Source organism: Mesorhizobium sp. BR1-1-2 (genome assembly GCF_020165435.1).
GTDB lineage: Bacteria > Pseudomonadota > Alphaproteobacteria > Rhizobiales > Rhizobiaceae > Mesorhizobium.
In genome coordinates this window covers 46,527-67,935 of sequence record NZ_JAIUID010000002.1, presented here as the reverse complement: position 1 = coordinate 67,935, position 21,409 = coordinate 46,527, and the positions used below count along the sequence as shown (strand labels likewise).

At 62.3% G+C, this 21,409-nt stretch carries 19 protein-coding genes; 11 read left to right on the top strand and 8 right to left on the bottom strand.

Translation table 11 applies throughout. From position 1 onward, the window contains the following. Position 1: 1 nt before the first annotated feature. Together LB551_RS03520 and LB551_RS03515 are read left to right on the top strand one after the other, a co-directional pair. Positions 2 to 793 carry an ATP12 family chaperone protein gene (locus LB551_RS03520; RefSeq protein ID WP_224658235.1) on the top strand — a complete coding sequence of 264 codons (792 nt, stop codon included), beginning with the start codon at positions 2 to 4 and terminating at the stop codon, positions 791 to 793. Positions 794 to 965: 172 nt separating this feature from the next. Further along, positions 966 to 2,855: an MFS transporter gene (locus tag LB551_RS03515; protein ID WP_224658234.1), complete on the top strand. Its 1,890-nt coding sequence runs from the start codon at positions 966 to 968 to the stop codon at positions 2,853 to 2,855. A 76-nt stretch (positions 2,856 to 2,931) separates the two neighbouring features. Here the strand turns inward: LB551_RS03515 and LB551_RS03510 are convergent, their stop codons facing one another. Then, positions 2,932 to 3,126: a DUF2735 domain-containing protein gene (locus tag LB551_RS03510; protein WP_140548633.1), complete on the bottom strand. Its 195-nt coding sequence runs from the start codon at positions 3,124 to 3,126 to the stop codon at positions 2,932 to 2,934. Positions 3,127 to 3,442: 316 nt separating this feature from the next. Between LB551_RS03510 and LB551_RS03505 the strand changes: the two genes are divergently transcribed. Then, positions 3,443 to 4,483: a glutamine synthetase beta-grasp domain-containing protein gene (locus LB551_RS03505; RefSeq protein ID WP_140548631.1), complete on the top strand. Its 1,041-nt coding sequence runs from the start codon at positions 3,443 to 3,445 to the stop codon at positions 4,481 to 4,483. 814 nt (positions 4,484 to 5,297) lie between these two features. On the opposite strand, the gene glnA is transcribed toward LB551_RS03505, so the two are convergent. Further along, entirely contained in the window at positions 5,298 to 6,707 is a 1,410-nt protein-coding gene (glnA, locus tag LB551_RS03500; RefSeq protein WP_140515442.1) for a type I glutamate--ammonia ligase, read from the bottom strand. 59 nt (positions 6,708 to 6,766) lie between these two features. After that, a complete protein-coding gene (locus LB551_RS03495) occupies positions 6,767 to 7,105 on the bottom strand; it encodes a P-II family nitrogen regulator (RefSeq protein WP_006205430.1) in 339 nt (112 codons plus the stop codon). A gap of 334 nt (positions 7,106 to 7,439) precedes the next feature. On the opposite strand from LB551_RS03495, the gene LB551_RS03490 reads away from it, so the two are divergent. Then, positions 7,440 to 8,969: an NAD(P)H-hydrate dehydratase gene (locus LB551_RS03490; protein WP_224658233.1), complete on the top strand. Its 1,530-nt coding sequence runs from the start codon at positions 7,440 to 7,442 to the stop codon at positions 8,967 to 8,969. Between the two features lie 18 nt (positions 8,970 to 8,987). Here the strand turns inward: LB551_RS03490 and LB551_RS03485 are convergent, their stop codons facing one another. Further along, complete coding sequence (locus LB551_RS03485) at positions 8,988 to 10,520, bottom strand: acyl-CoA carboxylase subunit beta (protein WP_224658232.1); 1,533 nt, start codon at positions 10,518 to 10,520, stop codon at positions 8,988 to 8,990. Positions 10,521 to 10,917: 397 nt separating this feature from the next. Here LB551_RS03485 and LB551_RS03480 point away from each other — a divergent pair, with 397 nt between their 5' ends. Next, a complete protein-coding gene (locus tag LB551_RS03480) occupies positions 10,918 to 12,333 on the top strand; it encodes a DEAD/DEAH box helicase (protein WP_224658230.1) in 1,416 nt (471 codons plus the stop codon). Between the two features lie 108 nt (positions 12,334 to 12,441). Here the strand turns inward: LB551_RS03480 and LB551_RS03475 are convergent, their stop codons facing one another. Continuing rightward, positions 12,442 to 13,416, bottom strand: a complete 975-nt coding sequence (locus LB551_RS03475) for an alpha/beta hydrolase (protein WP_224658229.1) — start codon at positions 13,414 to 13,416, stop codon at positions 12,442 to 12,444. Positions 13,417 to 13,509: 93 nt separating this feature from the next. Beyond that, entirely contained in the window at positions 13,510 to 14,331 is an 822-nt protein-coding gene (locus tag LB551_RS03470) for an SDR family oxidoreductase (protein WP_140548623.1), read from the bottom strand. 230 nt (positions 14,332 to 14,561) lie between these two features. Here LB551_RS03470 and LB551_RS03465 point away from each other — a divergent pair, with 230 nt between their 5' ends. The 5 genes from LB551_RS03465 to LB551_RS03445 all read left to right on the top strand — a co-directional run bounded on the left by LB551_RS03465 (position 14,562) and on the right by LB551_RS03445 (position 18,476). Further along, the gene (locus tag LB551_RS03465) at positions 14,562 to 15,596 is read left to right on the top strand and encodes a cysteine synthase A (protein WP_224658228.1); all 1,035 of its coding nucleotides are present in this window, start codon (positions 14,562 to 14,564) and stop codon (positions 15,594 to 15,596) included. Continuing rightward, complete coding sequence (locus tag LB551_RS03460) at positions 15,596 to 16,339, top strand: alanyl-tRNA editing protein (protein WP_224658227.1); 744 nt, start codon at positions 15,596 to 15,598, stop codon at positions 16,337 to 16,339. Before LB551_RS03465 ends, LB551_RS03460 begins: the two co-directional genes overlap by 1 nt. Positions 16,340 to 16,414: 75 nt before the next feature. Continuing rightward, positions 16,415 to 17,266 carry a 3-mercaptopyruvate sulfurtransferase gene (gene sseA / locus LB551_RS03455; protein WP_140548617.1) on the top strand — a complete coding sequence of 284 codons (852 nt, stop codon included), beginning with the start codon at positions 16,415 to 16,417 and terminating at the stop codon, positions 17,264 to 17,266. Between the two features lie 2 nt (positions 17,267 to 17,268). Beyond that, complete coding sequence (locus LB551_RS03450) at positions 17,269 to 17,832, top strand: GNAT family N-acetyltransferase (protein WP_224658226.1); 564 nt, start codon at positions 17,269 to 17,271, stop codon at positions 17,830 to 17,832. Between the two features lie 176 nt (positions 17,833 to 18,008). Next, complete coding sequence (locus tag LB551_RS03445; RefSeq protein WP_224658225.1) at positions 18,009 to 18,476, top strand: DUF1203 domain-containing protein; 468 nt, start codon at positions 18,009 to 18,011, stop codon at positions 18,474 to 18,476. A gap of 390 nt (positions 18,477 to 18,866) precedes the next feature. On the opposite strand, the gene ald is transcribed toward LB551_RS03445, so the two are convergent. Next, positions 18,867 to 19,982, bottom strand: a complete 1,116-nt coding sequence (ald, locus tag LB551_RS03440; RefSeq protein ID WP_140501325.1) for an alanine dehydrogenase — start codon at positions 19,980 to 19,982, stop codon at positions 18,867 to 18,869. A gap of 157 nt (positions 19,983 to 20,139) precedes the next feature. Here ald and LB551_RS03435 point away from each other — a divergent pair, with 157 nt between their 5' ends. After that, positions 20,140 to 20,613: an Lrp/AsnC family transcriptional regulator gene (locus tag LB551_RS03435; protein WP_224658224.1), complete on the top strand. Its 474-nt coding sequence runs from the start codon at positions 20,140 to 20,142 to the stop codon at positions 20,611 to 20,613. 32 nt (positions 20,614 to 20,645) lie between these two features. On the opposite strand, the gene LB551_RS03430 is transcribed toward LB551_RS03435, so the two are convergent. Further along, complete coding sequence (locus LB551_RS03430; RefSeq protein ID WP_224658223.1) at positions 20,646 to 21,305, bottom strand: 5-formyltetrahydrofolate cyclo-ligase; 660 nt, start codon at positions 21,303 to 21,305, stop codon at positions 20,646 to 20,648. Positions 21,306 to 21,409: the final 104 nt, after the last annotated feature.

The window sequence follows — 21,409 nt, the reverse complement described above, 5'->3', positions numbered from 1 at the left end:
CATGCGCGATATCCTCAGCGATCTCGAAGCGGGGAAACTGCTCTCCGACCCCGATCCGGTGCGCCGCGCCCAAATCCAGATGAAGAAGCCGCTGCCGAGGCGTTTTTACAAGACCGTTTCGGTCGCGCCCGCCGATGCCGGCTTTGCCGTCCATCTCGACGGCAAGCCGGTGCGTACGCCGGGCAAGGCGCTGCTGACGCTGCCGACCGAGAAGGCGGCATCGCTGGTCGCCGATGAATTCGCCGCCCAGGGCGAGACCATCGATCCGGTATCGATGCCGGTGATGCGTCTCGTCAACACCGCGCTCGACGGCGTCGCCAGCGATCCGCAGGCGGTGCTGGAGGACATACTGCGCTTTGCCTCGTCGGATCTGCTCTGTTATCGCGCCGACGCACCACAAGGCTTGGTCGAGCGGCAGAACGAGCTGTGGGATCCTGTCCTCGATTGGGCGCAGGCAGCACTTGGCGCTCGCTTCAACCTTGCCGAGGGCATCATCCACGTCGAGCAACCGCGCGAAACCATCGCTGTGCTGGGTGTGCATCTTGCCCAGCGTGCCGAGCCGCTGCGCCTGGCAGCGATCCACGTCATGACCTCGCTGACCGGTTCGGCGCTGCTGGCGTTGGCCGTGGAGTTCGGCGAACTTGGCGGTGAGGCGGCCTGGACTGCGGGCCATGTCGATGAGGATTGGCAGATCGAGCATTGGGGACAGGATGCGGAAGCTGTCGCGCGTCGCTCCGCCCGCAAGCGCGACATGATGGCTGCCGTCGGTCTTATCGAGGCGCTCGAAGGCTGACCGGCCACCGCACCGCACCTAATACCAAAGTCATAATCCCAAAGTCATCTGCCGTTGGCAGGCGCTTTCTGTCATTTTTCCCGTGATTGCTGCCGCGAGTCTGCGTTCGGAGGAGAATGCGAACGCAACGGCGCTGCATCGAGCACAAGGGTCTCACGGGAGGAGCATCTCAATGGCTATCGCATCGACCGCCAGCGGAAAGAGCCGCGGCATGACGCGAGAGGAGAAGAAAGTCATCTTCGCTTCTTCGCTCGGCACAGTTTTCGAATGGTACGATTTTTATCTCTACGGATCGCTGGCGGCCTTTATCGGTTCGACCTTTTTCAGCCCGACCATTCCGGAAGCGACGCGCAATATTTTCGCGCTGCTGGCTTTCGCCGCCGGCTTCCTCGTCCGTCCGTTCGGCGCTTTGCTGTTCGGCCGCATCGGCGACCTTGTCGGCCGCAAATATACCTTCCTCGTCACCATGACGATCATGGGCCTGTCGACCTTCCTGGTGGGCTTGCTGCCTGGCTATGCGAGCCTCGGCATCGCGGCTCCGGTGATCCTGATCATTCTGCGCATGCTCCAGGGCTTGGCACTGGGCGGCGAATATGGCGGTGCAGCCACCTATGTCGCCGAGCATGCGCCGGACGACCGGCGCGGCTACTATACGTCGTGGATCCAGACGACCGCCACACTCGGCCTGTTCCTGTCGCTGATCGTCATCCTGATCGTCCAGGGCTCGATGAGCAAGGAAACCTATGCCGCCTGGGGCTGGCGCGTTCCTTTCATCGTGTCGTTCCTGTTGCTCGGCATTTCCATCTGGATCCGGCTGTCGCTTTCCGAATCGCCCACCTTCCAGCGCATGAAGGAAGAGGGCAAGGGTTCCAAGGCACCGCTCTCGGAAGCCTTCGGCCAGTGGAAGAACGCCAAGATCGCGCTGCTGGCACTGCTCGGCCTTACGGCCGGCCAGGCCGTGGTCTGGTATAACGGCCAGTTCTACGCCCTGTTCTTCCTCCAGAACGTTTTGAAGCTGGACGCCCAGTCGGTCAACATCATGATCGCCATCGCGCTTGCGCTGGGCTCCATCTTCTTCGTCGTGTTCGGCTGGCTGTCCGACAAGATCGGTCGCAAGCCGATCATCATGGCCGGGCTCGCACTGGCGATCGTCTGCACCTTCCCGCTGTTCAAGGCATTGACCTGGGCCGCCAATCCGGCCCTTGCCGAGGCACAGCAGAGCACCCGCGCGACGGTGACCGCGGCACCTGGCGACTGCAGGTTCCAGTTCAATCCGGTGGGTACCGCGAAGTTCACGACGTCTTGCGACATCGCGACCTCGTTCCTGACCAAGAACTCGGTGCCCTATGACGTCGTTTCCACGGCGGCACCGGGTACGGCTGCTTCGGTCAAGATCGGCAATGAGACGGTGGCATCCTACGATTCTGTCGCCGCGGGCGACCAGGCCAAGGCCAAGGAGGCCGCCTTCGTCAAGGCCGTCAACATGTCGCTGCAGGACGGCGGATATCCGCTGAAGCGTGCTGCGATCAAGATACCGGACCAGAAGCTCGACGCGTTTGTCGCTGCCAATCCCGAACTGAAGCTCGACGCCGCCGTCATCCGCGCCGGCGAGAAGGCGACGGTTCCTACCGATCAGGCGATCAAGGACAAGCTTTTGACCGCCGACGAGGCTGCCGGTGCGCCTGAGGTCACCGTCTACAACATACCCGGCGGCGGTGCCTTCGCCATGTTCGCCGACCCTGCGGCCGTGAACTGGCCAATGACGATCGCTATCCTGTTCGTCCTCGTCCTGTTCGTGACCATGGTCTACGGTCCGATCGCGGCCATCCTGGTCGAGATGTTCCCGACCCGCATCCGCTACACCGGCATGTCGCTGCCCTACCATATCGGCAATGGCTGGTTCGGCGGGTTGCTGCCGGCGACCGTGTTCGCGCTCAGTGCCTACAGGGGCGACATCTATTATGGCCTCTGGTATCCCGTGATAATCGCGGCGATGTCGCTCGTCATCGGCATGATCTTCATCAAGGACACGCTGGGCACGAACCTGGACACCAAGCAGTAACAGATCGAATCGGCATGCATAAGAAACCCGGCGCGAGCGATCGCGCCGGGTTTTCATATCGAGGCTGAAGATGCGTTCAGCTCTTCGGCTGCTGGTTTTCTTCCTCGACAGCGGCCTCGTGATACCAGCCATCGAAATCGGCATGCGTGTTACGCAGCGAGGCAAGCTCTGCCGCGAACTTGGCCTTCGCGCCTAAATTTGAGGCAGATACGCGGCCTGCAAGTGGGAACATCAGGATCTTTGCCGAAGGACGGACGAGGGTGGCTTCCATTGGCGGTCTCCTTTCATTTCAGGAGCGTGTCGATTCAGCTTCCCACAAGATAGGCCTTGCGATTCTTTTAGGCAATATGCCTACGAAAAGAACAGCAAATGCCTAATATTTATGCGCAATCCGCATTTGACTGATATGAGCCCAGGGATGAGGCGGCTCAGCAAAATTCGACGCGATATCACTGCATTTTGCCGCACCTGCCGAAGTCGGAGTGGCACACGAATTGCATTTCAGGGATCGGCAGCGCCGGCTGCCGACGGCTGATGCATGTCGACGCCGTTTGGTATTCGGTGAACAAGCAACGAGAGGCTCTATAATGACCAAATACAAGCTCGAGTATATCTGGCTCGACGGATACACCCCGGCCCCCAATCTTCGCGGCAAGACCCAGATCAAGGATTATGCCGAGTTCCCGACGCTCGACCAGTTGCCGCTGTGGGGCTTCGATGGCTCGTCCACCCAGCAGGCCGAGGGCCGCAGCTCCGATTGCGTCTTGAAGCCGGTCGCACTTTATCCCGATCCGGCCCGCACCAACGGCGTTCTCGTCATGTGCGAAGTCATGATGCCCGATGGCGTCACGCCGCACGTGTCCAACAGCCGCGCGACCATTCTCGACGACGAGGATGCCTGGTTCGGCTTCGAGCAGGAGTACTTCTTCTACAAGGACGGCCGTCCGCTCGGTTTCCCCGAGAGCGGTTATCCCGCCCCGCAGGGCCCGTACTACACCGGCGTCGGCTATTCGAACGTCGGCAGCATCGCCCGCCAGATCGTCGAAGAGCATCTCGACCTCTGCCTCGCCGCCGGCATCAACCATGAAGGCATCAACGCCGAAGTGGCCAAAGGCCAGTGGGAATTCCAGATTTTCGGCAAGGGCTCCAAGAAGGCCGCCGATCAGATGTGGATGGCCCGCTACCTGCTTCAGCGCCTCACCGAAAAGTACGGCATCGATATCGAGTTCCACTGCAAGCCGCTCGGCGACACCGACTGGAACGGCTCGGGCATGCATTGCAACTTCTCGACCAAATATATGCGCGAGGTCGGCGGCAAGGCCTATTTCGAGGCCCTGATGGCGCAGTTCGAAAAGAACCTGATGGACCATATCGCCGTGTACGGCCCGGACAACGACAAGCGTCTGACCGGCAAGCACGAGACGGCGCCCTGGAACAAGTTCAGCTACGGCATCGCCGACCGCGGCGCCTCGATCCGCGTGCCGCATTCCTTCGTCAAGAATGACTACAAGGGTTATCTGGAAGACCGCCGCCCGAACTCGCAGGGCGACCCCTACCAGATCGCTTCCCAGGTCCTGAAGACGATCTCGCAGGTTTCGACTGGCGCATGGGTTTCGGCCGCTGCTTGATATTTCACGTCGGGCCTCAAGATCCCCGACAACCATGACGCGAGCCCCGGCGAGAATTGCCGGGGCTTTTTCGTATGACGACGGCGGGCACTATTGCATGCCGCTGGTTCCGTTCGCCGATCCTCGCCGTCCTGGCTCCTGGGCCTGGCAAAGCAAATTCCCCCAAAAAAAGTCAGGTTGAAAAGGGCGGTTCAAACCCATCCCGACAAGGCGGCTTTGGGCTGACGAAAGCATGCCTTGGCGCTGGGCCGCAGGCTTCGAAATCCTCGAAAAAGCCCGGAAATCCGGCCATTCCGACAAGAATGCCTGTCGAGCGATCCTTTCATAAGCCCCTGTTCATGCACCAAAATCGACCCTCTCGACGCCCGGCAGGCGACATTGACAGGCTGCGGCGCAACATGCGTATTCGCAGGCATTGGGGGATACGCCAAGCGGTGCTGTTCGAACGGGGCGGGGTTTCTTGAACGACAGCATTGGCGGGGGCGCCGGACGAGCGGGCATTGCAGCCTGAGGCAGTGTGCCGCTCGCTCCTGGCTTATCTCTTCCCTTGCAAAAAGCGCGTGCCGGCTCGCCTGGCAGCCCAGCTAGGCTGGCTCAAGCCGACCAGTGCCTCAGCGCAATCGACACGTGTGGCGTGACCGCTAGATCGGGCAGCATCCGATCGAACGCGTCGGCGTCCGCGGATTTGGGCTGAATGGAAGCCTCGATATGTGCAAACAAAAGGGCCGGAAGAGGTTCATCTTCCGGCCCCGCATTTGCAGGCTGAATTGAAGCCGCTGGATCCGGGTTGCGCCGGGTCCAGGGAGATCAAAAATCAGACCGAATAATACATGTCGTATTCGACGGGATGCGGTGTCATTTCGAAGCGCATCACCTCGGCCATCTTCAACTCGATGTAGCTGTCGATCTGGTCGTCGTCGAAGACGCCGCCGGCCTTCAGGAAGCCGCGGTCCTTGTCGAGGCTCTGGAGCGCTTCACGCAGCGAGCCGCAGACGGTCGGGATCTTCTTCAACTCCTTCGGCGGCAAATCGTAGAGATCCTTGTCCATCGGCTGGCCGGGATGGATCTTGTTCTTGATGCCGTCGAGGCCGGCCATCAGCATGGCGGCAAACGCGAGATAGGGGTTCGCGCCCGGATCGGGGAAGCGGACCTCGACCCGCTTCGACTTTGGCGACGAGCCGAACGGGATACGGCAGGAGGCCGAGCGGTTGCGCGCCGAATACGCGAGCAGCACCGGCGCCTCGTAGCCCGGCACCAGGCGCTTGTAGGAGTTGGTCAGCGGGTTGGTGAAGGCGTTGATGGCCTTGGCGTGCTTGATGATGCCGCCGATATAGAACAGGCAGCTTTCCGACAGGCCGGCATACTCGTTGCCGGCGAAGGTTGGCTTGCCGCCTTTCCAGATCGACTGGTGGACATGCATGCCCGAGCCGTTGTCGCCGAAGATCGGCTTCGGCATGAAGGTGGCGGTCTTGCCATAGGCATTGGCGACTTGATGCACGACATATTTGTAGATCAGCATCTTGTCGGCGTTGCGGACCAGCGTGTCGAATTTGATGCCGAGTTCGTGCTGGGCCGCGGCCACCTCGTGGTGATGCTTCTCGACCCGCACGCCCATCTCGGCGAGCACGGTCAGCATCTCGGAACGCATGTCTTGCGCCGAATCGATCGGCGGCACCGGGAAATAACCACCTTTGATGCGCGGACGGTGGCCGAGATTGCCGGTTTCGTAGTCGGTGTCGTCATTGGACGGCAGTTCGGTGGAATCGAGCCTGAAGCCGGTGTTGTAGGGATCGGCTTTGTACTTGACGTCGTCGAAGACGAAGAACTCGGCTTCCGGGCCGACATAGATGGTGTCGCCGATGCCTTCCGACTTCATGTAGGCCTCCGCCTTCTTGGCAGTGCCGCGCGGGTCGCGGTTGTAGGATTCGCCCGAAACCGGATCGAGGATGTCGCACAGGATGACCATGGTCGACTGCGCGAAAAACGGATCCATGTGGACCGTTTCAGGATCGGGCATCAGCACCATGTCGGACTCGTTGATCGCCTTCCAGCCGGCGATCGAAGATCCATCGAACATCACGCCATCGGCGAACATGTCTTCCTCGACCTCGATGACATCCATCGTCACGTGCTGCAGCTTGCCTTTCGGGTCGGTGAAGCGCAGGTCAACGAATTTCACATCGTTGTCCTTGATCTGCTTCATGATGTCTTTGGCTGTCGTCATGTCGTGTATCCCTGTGTGACGTTTTTTTGATAATGACGTTTCGGAAGGTGGACGAGGTGTCAGACGGCATCCATGCCGGTTTCGCCGGTGCGGATGCGCACGACTTCCTCGATGTTCGAGACGAAGATCTTGCCGTCGCCGATGCGCCCGGTCTGGGCCGCCTTGCGGATGGCTTCGATGGCGCCTTCGACGGCATCGTCGCCGAGCACGACCTCGATCTTCACCTTGGGCAGGAAGTCGACGACATATTCAGCGCCGCGATAGAGCTCGGTGTGGCCCTTCTGGCGTCCAAAACCCTTGGCCTCGGTCACGGTGATGCCTTGCAGCCCGGCCTCCTGAAGCGCTTCCTTCACTTCGTCCAGCTTGAATGGCTTGATGATCGCTTCGATCTTTTTCATGTAAAAAGTGGCCTCCACTGCCAAAAAAACGGGTTGTGAGCCCCCGCTTGCGCCTCCATCAAGCACGAATTGTGCCAATTGGCGGGATTTCAAGCGGTGTCATTCGATTCCAGAACCATGCCGCACCAAGATGCAAATTCGCATCGTTCACCGCATCCAGCGCGCGACGGATGGCTGCAACCTACGCGGCGTCGGTGTTTATGTCTGCCCGATATTTAGGCCTATTGCTTACTCGGTGGGCATTGCTCAGCTTGGCTGGGACCGCGCCAACTCCTCTGCGTTTGCGTCGAGCCGAAAACTGGACAATGCTTGATCGAATGCGGATCGGCAATCCATGAGCAACGAACTTCTTACTCCCGGGGAGATGAGCGAGGCGGATCGGTTGACGATTGCCGCCGGCGCAATCGACGGCATCGGCCTGATGCGCCGTGCAGGCGAAGCCGTCGCGGCCGAAATTTTCAGGCGCTATCCGGCGGCGAAGCGGGTCCATGTGCTTTGCGGTCCCGGCAACAATGGCGGCGATGGCTATGTCGCGGCACGCAGCCTGGCAGCCGCTGGTGTCGACACGATGGTCTGGGCGTCGGGCACGCCGAAGCCGGGCAGCGATGCCGCGCTCGCCGCCGGTGAATGTCCGGTGAAGCCTCGATCGCTGGCGAATTTCGCGGCCGAGGCCGGCGCTGTCGTCGTCGACGCCCTTTACGGCGCAGGGCTGTCCAAACCGCTATCGGGTGATGCGGCGAGAACGGTTGGCATTGCGGCAAGCCTGGCCTTGCCGGTCGTCGCGGTCGATCTGCCATCAGGCGTTTCCGGGGACAGCGGCCAAGTGCTCGGCCATGCTTTTCGGGCTGAGGTCACCGTCACCTTCGCGCGCAAAAAACCTGGCCATCTTTTGCTGCCCGGGCGCGAGATGTGCGGGGAGATCGTGCTCGCCGACATCGGCATCACCGATGGTCTCATTGCGCGGATTCGGCCCCAGGCCTTCGAGAACTCGCCGGCGCTTTGGCTCAGCGCCTTTCCGATTCCAGGCGTCGATACGCACAAATACAAGCGCGGCCACGTCGGTGTCTTTTCCGGCGGCCCGAGCGCCACCGGCGCGGCGCGGCTTGCGGCGCTTGCCGCGGCGCGAAGCGGGGCAGGGGCGGTCACTGTCCTGTCCCCGGCGAACGCCATGCAGGTCAATGCCGCGCATCTGACCTCGATCATGCTGCGCAAGGCCAATGACAGCGCCGACATCGAGGCCTTCATCGGCGAACGCCGGCCCTCCGCCTTTGTGCTGGGGCCTGGCTTCGGTGTCGGTGAAAGAGCGCAGAATTTTGCGCTCACGCTGCTCGCCGCTGGCCAGCACCGGAACATTTCCGCGCGGGTCGATGGCCTGGTGTTCGACGCCGACGCGATCACCTCGTTTCGCGAGGCGCCGGACGTCCTGTTCGAAGCCGCGCGCCAGACGGGCGCACTGCCGCTGGTGATGACGCCGCATGAGGGGGAATTTGCCAGGCTGTTTGCTGACATTGCGGGTGGCGCCGTTTCGTCCAAGCTGAGCAGGGCCCGTATGGCCGCCACCCGTGCCAACGCCGTGGTCGTCTACAAGGGCGCGGACACCGTAATCGCTGCTCCCGATGGCAGGGCTGCGATAAACTCCAATGGCGCGCCATGGTTGGCAACCGCCGGTTCGGGCGACGTGCTCTCAGGGCTCGTGGCCGGCTTCCTGGCGCAAGGCATGCCGGCCTTCGAGGCGGCATGCGCGGCGGCGTGGATCCATGCCGAGGCCGGCAGCCGGTTCGGGCCGGGCCTGATCGCTGAGGACTTGCCGCTGGCGCTGGTGCCTGTGCTGCGTGAACTGGTGGCGGCTCGCGGCGCGCGCTGACCGGCCGCGACATTCAGCTCACAGCGGAATGTTGTCGTGCTTTTTCCAGGGGTTCTGCATGTCTTTGTTGCGCAGCATCCGCAGCGCGCGGGCAATGCGGCGGCGGGTCGAATGCGGCATGATCACCTCGTCGACATAGCCGCGCTCGGCGGCGACGAAGGGCGACAGGAAACGGTCTTCGTAAGCCTTTGTATGGGCTGCGATCTTTTCGGCGTCGCCGATGTCCTTGCGATAGATGATCTCGACCGCGCCCCTGGCGCCCATCACGGCGATCTGCGCCGTCGGCCAGGCATAGTTCATGTCGCCGCGCAGGTGTTTCGAAGCCATCACGTCATAGGCGCCGCCATAGGCTTTTCTGGTGATGACGGTGATCTTCGGCACGGTCGCTTCGGCATAGGCGAAGAGCAGTTTGGCGCCGTGCTTGATCAGCCCGCCATATTCCTGCGCCGTGCCCGGCAGGAAGCCCGGAACGTCGACGAAGGTGACGATTGGAATCGAAAAGCAGTCGCAGAAGCGCACGAAGCGCGCCGCCTTGCGGCTGGCGTCGGAATCGAGCACGCCGGCCAGCACCATGGGCTGGTTGGCGACGAAGCCGACCGTGCGGCCATCGATGCGTCCGAAGCCGGTGACGATGTTCTTGGCGAAGCTTTGCTGGATCTCGAAGAAATCGCCCTCATCGGCGACTTTCAGGATCAGCTCCTTGATATCGTAAGGCTTGTTGGCGTTGTCGGGTATCAGACGGTCGAGCGACAGATCGTGATCGGTGACCGACTGGTAGCATTCGATCTCGGGGATCTCCGATGTGTTCGAAGCCGGCAGCAGGTCGACCAGCCGGCGCATTTGCAGCAGCGCCTCGACGTCATTGTCATAGGCGCCGTCGGCGATCGAGGATTTCGTCGTGTGGACGGAAGCGCCGCCGAGGCTCTCGGCGGTCACCGTCTCGTTGGTTACGGTCTTCACCACGTCCGGCCCGGTGACGAACATGTAGGAGGTATCGCGCACCATGAAGATGAAGTCGGTCATGGCCGGCGAATAGACGTCGCCCCCGGCGCAAGGTCCCATGATCACGGAAATCTGCGGAATGACGCCCGACGCCAGCACATTGCGCTGAAAGATCTCGGCATAGCCGCCGAGGGCGGCCACGCCCTCCTGGATGCGGGCGCCGCCGGCATCGTAGAGGCCGATGATCGGCGCGCGGTTGCGCAGCGCCATCTCCTGCACTTTGATGACTTTCTCGGCATGCGCTTCCGACAGCGAGCCGCCGAACACGGTGAAATCCTTGGCGAAGAGATAGACCGGACGGCCGTTGACGGTTCCCCAGCCGGTGACGACGCCGTCGCCGGCGATCTTGGTCTTTTCCATGCCGAAGTCGGTCGAACGGTGCTCGACATACATGTCGAACTCCTCGAACGAGCCCTCGTCGAGAAACACCTCGATGCGTTCGCGGGCGGTCAGCTTGCCCTTCTTGTGCTGGGCATCGATTCGGGCCTGACCCCCGCCCATGCGGGCGATCTCGCGACGACGCTCGAGTTCCTTCAGCACGTCCTTCATTCTCGATCTCCTGCGCGGGCTGCTTTGTGGTAATGATGCCCGCAGGCGAGCGCAAGCGTCGCTTTTTCGAGGCGTTTTGTTGCGCTGCAACATGATGCCCTTGCATTTCAGAGCGAACTCAGCCATATGCACGGCATAGGCGCTTGGGCCGGACTGATCCGGCCTTCTCCTCGAATGAGACTGGTTGCGTCTGTTTTCCCTCTTTCCTGCTGATCGGCCCCGATTGGTTAGCAAGGTGGCGAAAAAGCCCCGTGGCATGATGCCTGCGGGCACGACAGCGCAGCCGCGCGGACGGACACGTCCGCCGCCTTGTCGTTCCATAACAATTGTCCGACGGCAGGTTGCGCCCTGCCGCCATTGATGTTTGCGGCCAGAGGCCGTGTGAAAGAAGAATATTTTGACCAACGAAAACACTTTGCCCGGCAACGACACTGGAGAACTCTCCGGTTTCGCGGCGCTGGGAATTACGGGTGCGCTGCTCAAGGCCACCCATGCCGCCGGCTTCGCCGATCCGAAACCGATCCAGGTCCAGGCTATCCCGCCGCAGATGGAAGGCCGTGACATTTTCGGCATCGCCCAGACCGGCTCCGGCAAGACAGCGGCTTTCGCTCTGCCGATTCTCTCCAAGATCATCGCGCTCGGCACCAAACGGCGTGCCAAGACGACCCGCGCGCTGATCCTGGCGCCGACTCGTGAGCTCGCCGTGCAGATCGAAGACACCATCAAGATCCTCGCCAAGGGCGCGCATGTCTCGACGGCGCTCGTGCTGGGCGGCGTCTCGCGCTTCAGCCAGGTGAAGAAGATTGCTCCCGGCGTCGATGTACTGATCGCCACGCCCGGCCGGTTGACCGACCTGGTGCGTGAGGGCGACCTCATCCTCTCCGACACCAAATGGCTGGTGCTCGACGAGGGCGACCGCATGCTCGACATGGGCTTCATCAACGACGTCAAGCGCATCGCCAAGGCGACCGCGCCCGATCGCCAGACGGCGCTGTTTTCGGCGACGATGCCGAACGAGATCGCCGAGCTGGCCAAGGGTCTGTTGAAGAGCCCGGTTCGCGTCGAAGTCGCGCCACAGAGCACGACGGCGGCCGAGATCGTGCAGAGCGTCGTCCTTGCCCGCACCAAGCAGAAGCGCCAGGTGCTGTCGACGATGCTCGCCGACGAGGCGATGAAGTCCGTCATCATCTTTTCGCGCACGAAGCACGGCGCCGACCGGGTGACCAAGGACCTCGAGCGCGACGGCTTCAAGGCCGCCGTCATTCACGGCAACAAGTCGCAGAATGCACGCCAGAAGGCGCTCAATGATTTCCGCGACGGCGCGGTGCGCATCCTGGTGGCCACCGACATCGCCGCGCGCGGCATCGACGTGCCCGGCATCAGCCATGTCGTGAATTTCGACCTGCCTGATGAGGCGGAGAGCTATGTCCACCGCATCGGCCGCACCGGCCGCAATGGCCGGGACGGCATTGCGATTACGCTCTGCGATCCGGCCGAGAACAGCAAGCTGCGCCAGGTCGAGCGCATCATCCGCGCCAAGCTGCCTGTTGTCGCCGACCATCTCGGCAGTCCCGATCCGCAGCGCAACCCGGCTGAGAAGAACGAGCGCTTCGAGCCTGCCAATGACCGTAACGAGCGCAATGGCCGTCGCGACGGCCGGCGGCCGGGCGGTCAGAACAACGGCTCCGGCAAGAAGCGCTTCGGTGACAAGCCGGCCTTCGCTGGCGACCGCAAACCAGAAGGCGCCAAGCCCTTCAAGGGCAACAATAAACGCCGCTTCGGCGGCAAGCGTCCTGCGGCGCGGGCTGCGTAGACAGGCCGCTTCGTATTGGCCGGGCATTTGCGTGCCCGGCTGGCCACCAGTAACATAAAGGGCGACCGCGGTGAGGCTGCGGTCGCCCTTTCCGTATGGAAGCTCGGGCTACTTCGCGACCGCCTCGATCCAGACGGCAATTCTTTGTGCAAGGAAGGTCGTGGTCGATGGCGACAGGGCGTCGCCGGCGATGACGTGGTTGTCGCGATCGCCGGTGTCGTCGACCGGAACCAGTTCGTGCGGCGCGCCCCAACGCCCGGCGATTTCACGCGTGCGGTCAGGCCGCACCACGCTGTCCGAATCCGAAAAGATGAAGAGGGCAGGGACCTTCGCTTTCTCCACCGGCGCGCCATAGGCAAGCTCCGTCAGCGCTTGCATCGGCAGCGTCGCGGCAAGGGGATATCTGGTGGTCCACAACGTCTCGTGCAGCGCGTTGCGCGGCATGAAACTGCGCTCTTTACCAGCGACGAGTTCGGCGATTTGTTTGCCCCACGGCATCGTCAGGACCTCGGCGCCGGACGCCTCGACGCCGAAATTCGGCGAGATGAACGCGATCGCCGCCACGCCGTCCGAAGCGCCCGGCTGTGTTGCCGCCCAGGCCGCCAGCGAGCCGCCGGTCGAGGTGGAGATGACGATCACCTTGTCGCCGATGGCCCGGCCGATCGCGAGCGCCTCCTCATAATCGTTGATCCAGGCATTGACGCTGCCTTGCGTCATGGCCGCGCCATTCTGCCCGTGGCCGGTGAGGCGGGTGAAGAACAGATTGGCGTCGAGCTGGTCGGCAACCTCGTCGGGCAGCGGACGGACCTCGCCTTTCGACGCCGAAAAGCCGTGGATATAGACGATGGACAGCCGTGTCCTGGCATGCACCATCGGATTGGCCCAGATGATCTCCTTCTCCAGCCCGTCGCGGATTCCGGATATGGCCGCTTCTTCCTTGGCCACATAGGCCTGCGGATCGTCGCCGATTGCGGAAGGATCGAAGCGGATCGTGGTGTCGACGGGAACACGCGGGCCAAGCACGAAGGTCAGTGCGAGGATGGCGACTAACCCCAGCACGGCAAGCACGATTCGTCGCCCCATCGCAGACTCCAAACGCAACAACAACAAACCCACCGGGGTGGCCGGGAGCAGGCAACGACCGGCCCGGCGATGATGCCGCCGATCCGGTAGCTTCTATTCGCTCGGCGGCTTGCGGTCGTAATTCAGCGGCCGTGCCTTCCAGCTCGTCATGAGGCTGATCACGCCTCGGTACACCGGTCTCGGCAACAGGCTGAGCAGCTTCAGGGGCCAGCTCGTCCGGCGCGGGAACGTGACCTCGAAGCCGCCGGATTTGATACCTCGCACCATGCGCCGCGTCGCTCGGCTGACCGGCATCAGCCCTGGCATGGGCAGCATGTTTTTCTCGGTCAGCGGTGTGTCTATGAAGCCCGGATTCATGACCTGGACGCGCACGTTCATCTTGTCGAAATCGTATTTCAGCGATTCGGCCAGGATGTTGATCGCCGCTTTGGTGCCGCCATAAGCGGCCGTCGTCGGCCAGCCGAAATAAGCGGTAACCGAGCCGACCAGCACGACATGGCCGCGCGCCCGCACGCGCATGCGTTCGACGACCGGCACCAGCCCGTTGATGATGCCGAAATAGTTGACCTCGAAAGAGCGGCGAAAATCGCTGACGACGAGAGCCTCGCCAGGCGTGGAAATGTAATTGCCCGCGTTTAAGACGGCGAGCACAATGGGGCCAAGCTCGTTCTCGATCGCAGCGACGGTTCTCGCCATGCGCGGCTCGTCGGTGACATCGCAGGGAAAAGCCTTCACCTTGCCCGGCATCTGCGCGGTCTCGACAATCAGCGTGTCGATCGGATCGCCATCGGGTGCCGTTACGGCCACCGCATAGCCCTGGGACGCAAGATCCCTGGCCAGCGAACGGCCGATGCCGCTGCTGCCTCCCGTGACCCAGGCGACGCCATGCTTCGGGTCGGCCCGATAGAGTGTCATCCTGCGCCCCCGTCGAATTGTTCTTGGCTTTTGCTCTAACCGCGAAGAAATCGAATGAAAAGAGCGGTTTTCGATGCGGCCGCAAATGAACAGCGCGGATACGCCCGGCACCAGGGAGATGCCTGCGCAAAATGCAGTACGGAAAATGCGACTGGACCAGGCAAATTCTTGCCTTGAAACCGAAGCTTCGGGTTTCTAGGGTTTCGCCGCAGCTACACAAGGACTCCCGAATGCCCCGCTCCGTGATCGACGCTATCGGCAACACGCCATTGATCCGCCTCAACAGGGCTTCGGAAGAAACCGGCTGCGAGATTCTGGGCAAGGCCGAATTCATGAATCCAGGACAGTCGGTCAAGGACCGCGCCGGCCTGTTCATCATCCGCGATGCCGAAGAGCGTGGGCTGCTCAGGCCGGGTGGCGTCATTGTCGAGGGCACGGCCGGCAATACCGGCATCGGGCTGACGCTGGTCGCCAAGGCGCTCGGCTACCGCACCGTCATCGTCATTCCCGAGACGCAGAGCCAGGAGAAGAAGGACACGATCAAGCTGCTCGGCGCCGAGCTGATCGAGGTTCCGGCCGTGCCGTACAAGAACCCCAACAATTACGTGAAATTGTCGGGGCGGCTGGCTGAGCAAATGGCGCGGTCGGAGCCGAACGGCGCTATCTGGGCCAACCAGTTCGACAATGTCGCCAACCGCGACGGGCATATCCGCACCACGGCGCAGGAGATCTGGAGCCAGACCGGCGGCAAGGTCGACGGCTTCGTCTCGGCGGTCGGCTCGGGCGGGACGCTGGCCGGCGTCGCTTTCGGGCTGAAGGCGAAAAGCAGGGACGTCAAGATCGCTCTCGCCGATCCGCTGGGCGCCGCTCTCTACAGTTTCTACACCAGCGGTGAGCTGAAATCCGAGGGCAGTTCGATCACCGAAGGCATCGGGCAGGGACGCATCACCGCCAACCTCGACGGATTCACGCCCGACTTCTCGTTCCAGATTCGTGATGAGGATGCGTTGCCGATCGTCTTCGACCTGGTCCAGGAGGAAGGCCTTTGCGTCGGCGGTTCGACCGGCATCAACATAGCGGGCGCGATCCGGCTGGCGCGTGAACTCGGCCCCGGCCATACCATCGTGACCATTCTTTGCGACTACGGCACACGCTACCAATCGAAGCTGTTCAATCCCGAGTTCCTGCGCGAAAAGAAGCTGCCGGTGCCCGGCTGGATGGAAGAGAAATCAGAGATTTCCGTGCCGTTTGAAAAGGTTGCGTGATGGCGCACAAGACCGAAGCGCTGTTTCGCGACGACGTCTATCTCAGGACGGCCGATGCCGTGGTTGTCGCCGTCAACGAGCGCGGCGGCATCGTTCTGGACCGCACCATCTTCTATGCCACCTCGGGCGGGCAGCCAGGCGATAGCGGCTATCTCCAGCGCGCCGATGGCAGCCGCATCGTCCTGGCCGCCACCATCACCGGGGAGACGAAGGACGAGATCATCCACGTGCCGGCGGCGGAACAAGCCGCGCCTGCGGTCGGCGAGCGCCTGAAGCTCGCTATCGACTGGGAGCGGCGGCACCTTTTAATGCGCATGCATGCCGCTTGCCATTTGCTCACCGTCGTCTGCCCGTTTCCAATCACCGGCGCGGCGGTTTCGGAAGACGACAGCCGTGTCGATTTCGACATCCCTGACGCCAGCTTCAGCAAGGAAGAGGTGACGGCTAGCCTGATGAGCCTGGTGCGGGCCGATCATCCGATCTTTACCAGGCTGATCAGCGACGAGGAACTGGCCGCCAATCCGGGTCTGGTGAAGTCCAAAAATGTCCGTCCGCCGCTAGGTACCGGCAAAATCCGGCTGGTCTGCATCGGCGAGAACGCTTCGGTGGACAGCCAGCCCTGCGGTGGCACCCATGTCAAAAGCACCGGCGAGATCGGCGAAATCCATATCGGCAAGATCGAGAAGAAGGGGCGTGAAAACCGGCGCTTTCGCATCCGGTTCGGCCCAATGCCCCAAACATGATCTCGAAAGCTGCGACGTTTTCGACAAGATCATGCGGCAAGGCAACGTCTGGTCAATGGCGGCAGGAGAACCACAATGGCTGAAGACAGTCCTTTCACCGTCGACGCGGACTGGTTGCAGGAGCGTTTGGGTCAGCCTGGCCTGACGATTGTCGATGCATCCTGGTACCTTCCGGCGCAAAAACGCGACGCGCGCGCCGAATATGATGCCGGACACATTCCGGGCGCCCGCTTCCTGGATCAGGATGCGGTCTCGGATCCGGACGCTGCGCTGCCGCATACGCTGCCGTCGCCGCAGCATTTTGCCCAGTATGTCGGCGCGATGGGCGTTTCGGCAGATGACACGATCATCGTCTATGACGGCCCGGGCTTTTTCTCGGCACCTCGAGCATGGTGGATGTTCCGGGTGATGGGCGTCTTCCAGACCTATATCCTTGACGGCGGTTTCGATGGCTGGAAAGCGGCAGGTCGGCCGGTGACGGCCGAACCGACAAAAATCGCGCCAAGCGTGTTCCACGCCGATTTCGACGCCGGCCGGGTCGCCAGCCTTGCCGATATGCGCCGCATCGTCGAAACCCGGGAAAGTCAGATCGCCGATGCGCGCGGGGCAGGGCGCTTCACCGGCGCGGAGCCGGAACCGCGCGCGGGCGTCCGTTCCGGCCATATGCCGGGCGCGCGCAACTTGCCTTATTCGGCGCTGTCGGAAAACGGCGTGCTTCTGCCGAAGGAGCGGTTGCGCAAGGTGGTCGAGGAAGCCGGCCTCGATCTGTCGAAGCCTGTCGTCACCTCCTGCGGCTCCGGCGTTACGGCGGCGGTGATCACGCTTGCGTTGGAAACGCTTGGCCATACCGACAACAGGCTTTACGACGGCTCATGGACCGAATGGGGCGGTCTCTCCGACACACCAGTCGTGACAGGCAAGGAATGACGATGGAAAACGGCGAGCTGAAGGACATCGAAGTCACGGTGACGTTCCTCGAGATGCATGCGCCACCGGCCGTGTCGCCGCCCCTGCCCTACAACCGCCAGGTCGCACTCCTGAAAACCAAGGACATTCCGCTGCATTTCTATCGGTACCTGATGGATCGGGTGGGGCGTAAATGGCACTGGGTCAATGTGCTGAGGCTGGATGACGACGAACTATCGGCCGGCATCCACCGCGAGGATCGCGACATCAGGGTGCTCTATCTTGATGGCGCGCCCGCCGGTTTTTTCGACCTCAAGCCGCATCTGCCTGATGAAGTCGAGCTTGCCTATTTCGGCATGATGGAACACGCCACCGGGCAAGGCATCGGCCGCTGGTTCCTGGGATCGGCGATCGCCGCGGCTTGGTCGTATGGACCGAAGCGGGTGACGGTGCAGACCTGCACGCTCGACCATCCTGCTGCCTTGCCGCTCTACCAGAAGCTCGGCTTCGCGCCGGTGGCGCAGAAGAAGGAGACCGTGCACCCCCTGCCTTTCGCTGAGCGCTCGGCCAGCGTCATGCGGCCATAAGCGGTCCTCGAATTACCCGGATGTCACATGTTGGTCGGCTAGTATGGCCGACTAAGCAGGCGATTGCCCGGCAAGGCTCGATACAGCGAACTCAAGACCAACGCTTGGCAGGAATCGGGTGGGAGGCGGGGACTGAAGCGCATAATTTCCGATCAACGACATCGGAGATTTTCGCCATGACCATCCAGTTCAAAGCCTTGCCGACACAAGATGTACGCGCGCTGCAGCGCGGCGGACCCGATGCCTATGGAAACACGCCCGAGCGCAAGGTTTCCGACGGCGACGGCATGCCATGCCGGCATTGCCTGAAGAATATCGCCGCAGGATACGACTATCTCATCCTGGCCTACCGGCCATTCCCCGAGCTGCAGCCCTACGCCGAGACCGGACCGATCTTCCTGCATGCGCAGGAATGCGAACGCGCCGCCGATGCGCAGGCGCTTCCCGAAATTCTCGAAAGCCCGGATTACATCGTGCGCGGCTACGGCAGGGATGACCGCATCGTCTATGGCAGCGGCGGCGTCATTGCGACCGATGCGATCCCCGCGCGCGCCGAGGCTCTCTTGGAACGCGACGACATTGCCTACGTGCATGTCCGCTCAGCGCGCAACAATTGCTACCAGTGCCGGATCGAACGCGTCTGACGGGCGCATGTGGCGGTGCGATAGCGGAGCGCTGTCGTACTTCCGTCATACCATTGCGGTACACGGGTAGCCGTCGATCGATTTGTCGACCGCGGATGAACCGGCGGCAAATCTCGACTCGAGGAAGCGGGGCCTTGGCTCCGCTTTTTTGTTTGCCGGAACCTCCCACAGGAACTTGTGCGCAAAGAAAAAGGCCCGCCGGCCAAGCCGACGGGCTTCGACTATGTGCCTGGAGGGCTCAGTTAAACCTGCAATTGGCGCCGAGACGCAGGTTACGGCACACGTTTCAGGCCCGAGCCTGGTGCAGGCCTGACAGCCCTCAATCCGGAAAGAAAAAACCCGCCGGAATGACCGGCGGGCTGACGGGAGGCAGGTATCCTCTCAGGAGAATCAGGCCGCGAGAACCGCCTTCGGTTCGACCAGTTCGTAGCCGAGCGCTTCGGCGACCGCACGGTTGGTGATCTTGCCTCTGTGGACGTTAAGTCCATTGCGCAGATGATGGTCGTCGACCAGCGCCTTCAGGCCCTTGTCGGCGAGCTGAAGGCCATAGTGCAGCGTCGCGTTGTTGAGTGCATGTGCTGAGGTGACCGGCACGGCGCCTGGCATGTTGGCGACGCAGTAGTGGATGACGCCGTCGACCTCGTAGGTCGGCTCGGCATGCGTGGTCGCGTGCGAAGTCTCGAAGCAGCCGCCCTGGTCGATGGCGACGTCGACCAGCACCGACCCCTTCTTCATGCCCGAAAGCATTTCGCGCGAGACCAGCTTCGGCGCCGCAGCACCCGGGATCAGCACGGCGCCGACGACGATGTCGGCGGAAAAGCATTCTTCTTCCAGAGCCTCCACGGTCGAGTAGCGGGTGTGGACGCGGCCGGCAAAGAGATCGTCGAGCTGGCGCAGGCGCGGGATCGAGCGGTCGATGATGGTGACGTCGGCCCCCAGGCCGGCCGCCATCCTGGCCGCGTGCAGGCCGACGACGCCGCCGCCGAGCACGGTGACCTTGCCGGGCAGCACGCCGGGCACGCCGCCGAGCAGCACGCCGCGGCCGCCATTGGCCTTCTGCAGCGCCGTGGCACCGGCCTGGATCGACAGGCGGCCGGCGACTTCCGACATCGGCGCCAGCAACGGCAGGCCGCCACGGTCGTCGGTCACGGTTTCATAGGCGATGGCGGTAACGCCCGAAGCGAGCAGGCCCTTGGTCTGTTCTGGATCCGGAGCGAGGTGAAGATAGGTGTAGAGGATCTGGCCATCGCGCAGCTGGGCCCATTCGTTAGGCTGCGGCTCCTTGACCTTGACGATCATGTCCGACTTGGCGAACACATCGGCCGCTGTCTTGGCGATGGTGGCGCCGGCGGCGCGATAGGCATTGTCGTCGGCGCCGATGCCGGCGCCGGCTCCGGTCTCGACCAGCACCTCATGTCCGTGGGCGACATATTCGCGGACCGAGCCGGGCGTAAGTCCGACGCGATATTCATGATTCTTGATTTCCCGGGGGCAGCCGACGCGCATTTCTTTTCTCCTGACACGGCCCTTCGGGGCTCGTTCCCTGTATTGACGCAGTCAACCACGAATCGTTGCGTAAGTGTTTGCGAATGCACTTGCAGGAGGGCTCGCTATTCGATAATTGTTGCGTAAAATGCGCAAAAATTCGCAGGAATCACGAAGAATGCCGCTCGACAGGATTGATATCGCCATTCTGGAGACATTGCAGAAGGATGGCCGGATACCGAACGCCGCCCTTGCGGAAAGGGTCGGCCTGTCGCAGTCGGCCTGTTCGCGCCGGCTCGACAATCTGGAGAAATCCGGAACCATCCGCGGCTATCATGCCCGGCTTTCCAATGCAGCACTTGGTCACCAGATGACGGCGATCGTGCACATATCGCTGTCGGGCCAGTTCGAGAAGACGCTGTCGGATTTCGAGGCTGCGATCAAGCGCTGCCCCAACGTGCTGTCCTGTCACCTGATGTCGGGCGAGTACGACTACATCCTCAGGATCGCGGCCAAGGACCTCGCCGACTACGAACGCATCCACAAGGAGTGGCTGTCGGCGATGCCGCATGTGACGAAGATCAATTCGTCTTTTGCCCTGCGCGAAATCGTCGACCGGACGGCGATGGGACTGAAGCCCGAAATGGCCTGATCATTCGATCGGCCTTCTCCGCCTTAAGCCATCTACGCCTTGGCAGCCTCCGTCACGATCCGGTCCATCGGGATATCGTGCGGCTGCGGGTAGATGGTGGCGATGCGCTGCAATTCGTAACCGACGCCGATGACCAGCGGCTTGAACGGCATCGCCGCCAGCGTGCGGTCATAGAACCCGCCGCCGTAGCCCAGCCGATAATTGCCGGGATCGATGCCGACGATTGGCGAGATGACGATGTCGGGCAAGACCGGTTCGCCCTCGGCGGGAATTGGAATGTTCCACACGCCCTTCTCCAGCCGGTCGCCCGGAACATAGGCCCGGAAGATCAGCGGCCGTGCCTTTTCGACGACGACGGGCAGCGCGGTGCGCCCGCCTCGTTCATTGATGGCGGCCATCCATGGCCGCAGGTCCGGCTCGCCGCGAAACGGCCAATAGAGGCTGATCATGCGGCCGGCGATATTGCCGATCACCGCGTCGAGGGCTCCGGCGATGCTCTGCGACATCGCCGTTCGCGCATCGGCGGAAACCGCGAGACGCGCCGCGATCAGGCGTTCCCGTTCGGCCTTGCGCCATCGTCTGACGTCGGTCCAATCGGATATCGGCGCGTGAAACGCAGGATCGAGTTCGTGCATGAAGCATGGCGGCGAGGAATATTGCGCGGGACCCTGGTCGCCGTGATCGTTGGCCATGCTTCACCTCATCGCTGTTTTCCATAACGCTATACCCGGCGGCGGGATGCGACATGTGCATTCACGACATGGAACGACGAGTCTCGGGCACGGTCTTTGTGTTG